The sequence below is a fragment of the Burkholderia sp. LMG 13014 genome (genome assembly GCF_905232215.1).
GTDB lineage: Bacteria > Pseudomonadota > Gammaproteobacteria > Burkholderiales > Burkholderiaceae > Burkholderia.
The window spans coordinates 1-3357 of record NZ_CAJNKE010000621.1; the positions used below are offsets into that span (position 1 = coordinate 1).

Consider the following 3357-nt stretch of genomic DNA (forward strand, 5'->3'; position numbering starts at 1 on the left):
TCGCGAAGACGTTCGCATTGAGTCTCGTCGGCTGGATCGTCGGCACCGCGGAAGTGTGGCTCGCGCTGCACTTCCTCGGGCACCCGGTGAGCTGGCTCGACGCGCTGCTGCTCGAGAGCGTCGGTCAGGCCATTCGTGGCGCGGCCTTCGCGATCCCGGGCTCGCTCGGCGCGCAGGAAGGCGGTTACCTGCTGCTCGCGCCGCTGGTCGGACTGCCGCCCGACGCGGCGCTCGCGCTGTCGCTTGCGAAACGCGCGCGCGAACTCGCGCTCGGCCTGCCCGGCCTGCTCTATCTGCATTTCAGTGAAAGAAACTGGCAGCGGCGCCGTGCGCCGCAGCCGCTCGCCGACTGATCGTTCAGATCCGCCGGCTTTTTGGTTGGAGAACCCATGCGAGCCATCATTCTTGCGGCAGGCCTCGGCTTGCGCCTGCAACAACCGCCCGAGGCGCAGTTCCCGAAGTGCCTGCTGCGCTTCGACGACGTTTCGCTGCTCGAGCGGCATCTGCGCGTGCTCGATGCCGCGGGCGTCGACGAGATCGTGCTCGGGCTGGGCTTCCAGCACGAGAAGGTCGAGCAGGAATTGAAGCGCCTCGGCCGCCAGGCCGAGATCGTGATCAACGACCGCTACGACCTCGGCAGCGTGCTGACCGTGCATACCGTCGCCGATGCGATGACGCGCGGCGGCGACGTGCTGCTGATGGACGCCGACGTGCTGTATGACGAGAACATCCTGCACGCGCTGGTGGCCGATTCCGACAAGGCGGTCGACCGCCTGCTGATCGATCGCGACTTCGAAGCCGGCGACGAGCCCGTCAAGCTGTGCCTGAAGAACGGCGTGCCGGTCGAGCTGCGCAAGCAGCTCGCGGTCGACCTCGAGTACGACACGATCGGTGAATCGGTCGGCTTCTTCCGCTTCACCGAAGGCACCGCGCGCCGCCTCGCGACGATCGTCGCGGGCTACGTCGACAGCGGCCGCGCGAACATGCCGCACGAGGAAGCCGTGCGCGACCTGCTGCTCGAAGGCGGTCATTCGTTCGACGTCGCCGACGTCACCGGCTCGCCGTGGATCGAGATCGACTTCCCGAACGACGTCAACCGCGCCACGCAAGAAATCCTCCCCCTGATTCAACGCACCACCGCAGGAGTCGCACGATGAACGCACGCGAACCCAACTTCACCGAATCGCGCAGCGCACGCCTGCGCCGCATGCTCGTCAGCAGCGACCTCGAATTCCTGATGGAAGCGCACAACGGCCTGTCCGCGCGGATCGTCCGCGAGGCCGGCTTCAAGGGCATCTGGGCATCGGGCCTCGCGATCTCCGCGCAGTTCGGCGTGCGTGACAACAACGAGGCGAGCTGGACCCAGGTCGTCGACGTGCTCGAATTCATGGCCGACGCGAGCGACCTGCCGATCCTGCTCGACGGCGACACCGGCTACGGCAACTTCAACAACGTGCGCCGCCTCGTCAAGAAGCTCGAGCAGCGCGGCATCGCCGGCGTCTGTATCGAGGACAAGCAGTTTCCGAAGACGAACAGCTTCATCGGCGGCGAGCGCCAGCCGCTCGCGGAAATCGACGAGTTCTGCGGCAAGATCAAGGCCGGCAAGGATTCGCAGACCGATCCCGACTTCTCGATCGTCGCGCGCGTCGAGGCACTGATCGCAGGCTGGGGCATGGACGAGGCGCTGCGCCGCGCGAACGCGTATGCGGAAGCCGGCGCCGACGCGATCCTGATCCACAGCAAGCTGTCGCGCCCGGACGAGATCCTGCAGTTCGCGCGCGAATGGAGCGGCAAGGCGCCGCTCGTGATCGTGCCGACCAAGTACTACAGCACGCCGACCGACGTGTTCCGCCAGGCCGGCATCAGCACCGTGATCTGGGCGAACCACCTGATCCGCGCGTCGGCATCCGCGATGCAGGCGACCGCGCGCGAGATCCACGAAAGCGAAACGCTGATCAACGTCGAGGACCGCGTCGCATCGGTCAACGAGATCTTCCGCCTGCAGGACGCCGACGAATACTCGGCCGCCGAGCGTATCTACCTGTCGTCGTCGTCGCGCGCGTCGAACGCGGCGATCGTGCTCGCCGCGAGCCGCGGCAAGGGCCTCGAAGCCGTGACCGAAGACAAGCCGAAGGTCATGCTGCCGGTCGCCGGCAAGCCGCTGCTGCGCTGGCTCGTCGACGGCTTCAAGACGCACGGCGTGAACGACATCACCGTGGTCGGCGGCTATCGTGCCGACGCGATCGATACGTCGGGCATCAAGCTCGTCGTCAACGAACGCCATGCGCAAACGGGTGAACTCGCGTCGCTCGCGTGCGCAGCCGAACGCCTGACCGGCGACACCGTGATCTCGTACGGCGACCTGCTGTTCCGCAGCTACATCGTGCGCGACCTCGCGGAGAGCGAGGCCGAGTTCAGCGTGGTGGTCGATTCGTCGCTCACGGAGACCAACCAGAGCGTGCGCGATTTCGCGCTCTGCTCGGCTGAGGACGATCGCGGCCTGTTCGGCCAGAAGACGTACCTGCAACGCGTCTCGAGCGATGTCGCAGCAGGCACGCCGCACGGCCGCTGGATCGGCCTGCTGAACGTGCGCGGCGCCGGTGTCGACCGCTTGAAGGCAATGCTCGTCACGCTGCAGGCGCGTCCTGATTTCGACACGCTCGACATCCCGTCGTTGCTCAACGAACTGATCGCCGCCGGCGAGAAGATCGAGGTGCAGTACGTGCACGGCCACTGGCGCGGCGTCAACGATCTCGAAGACTTCCGCCGCGCGGGCGACTTCGCGCACGGCCAGACGCCGCTGTCGGAACCGGGCGCCGGCAACGGGGGCGCGCAATGATCGAAGCGGCCCAGTTCGTCGAGGCCGCGCGCGAGCGCGGTTTCGACTGGTACGCGGGCGTGCCCTGCTCGTACCTGACGCCGTTCATCAATTACGTGCTGCAGGACCCGACGCTGAATTACGTGTCGGCCGCGAACGAAGGCGACGCGGTCGCGCTGATCGCGGGCGCGACGCTCGGCGGCAAGCGCGGCATTGCGATGATGCAGAACTCGGGGCTCGGCAACGCGGTGAGCCCGCTCACGTCGCTGACCTGGACGTTCCGCCTGCCGCAGCTGCTGATCGTCACGTGGCGCGGTCAGCCGGGCGTGGCCGACGAGCCGCAGCACGCGCTGATGGGCCCGATCACGCCCGCGATGCTCGACACGATGGAGATCCCGTGGGAGACGTTCCCGACCGACCCCGAACAGGTCGGCCCGGCACTCGACCGCGCGATCGCGCACATGGACGCGACGGGCCGCCCGTACGCGCTCGTGATGCAGAAAGGCAGCGTCGCGCCGTATGAACTGAAGGCCAACCCG

The 3357-nt window shown here is 67.3% G+C and carries 4 protein-coding genes; all 4 read left to right on the forward strand.

All coding sequences use genetic code 11. The features are described from left to right. Positions 1 to 353 (forward strand): lysylphosphatidylglycerol synthase domain-containing protein (locus JYJ84_RS32010; protein WP_205189956.1); only part of this gene is annotated, 353 nt, incomplete at its 5' end. Positions 354 to 389: 36 nt separating this feature from the next. Then, on the forward strand, positions 390 to 1157 hold the full coding sequence (locus JYJ84_RS32015; RefSeq protein ID WP_174956500.1) for an NTP transferase domain-containing protein: 768 nt from the start codon (positions 390 to 392) through the stop codon (positions 1155 to 1157). Next, on the forward strand, positions 1154 to 2839 hold the full coding sequence (gene aepX, locus JYJ84_RS32020) for a phosphoenolpyruvate mutase (protein WP_122949425.1): 1686 nt from the start codon (positions 1154 to 1156) through the stop codon (positions 2837 to 2839). The genes JYJ84_RS32015 and aepX overlap by 4 nt, the downstream gene beginning before the upstream one ends. Beyond that, a partial coding sequence (locus JYJ84_RS32025; protein WP_275890754.1) for a thiamine pyrophosphate-binding protein occupies positions 2836 to 3357 on the forward strand: 522 nt, incomplete at its 3' end. The genes aepX and JYJ84_RS32025, both read left to right, overlap by 4 nt.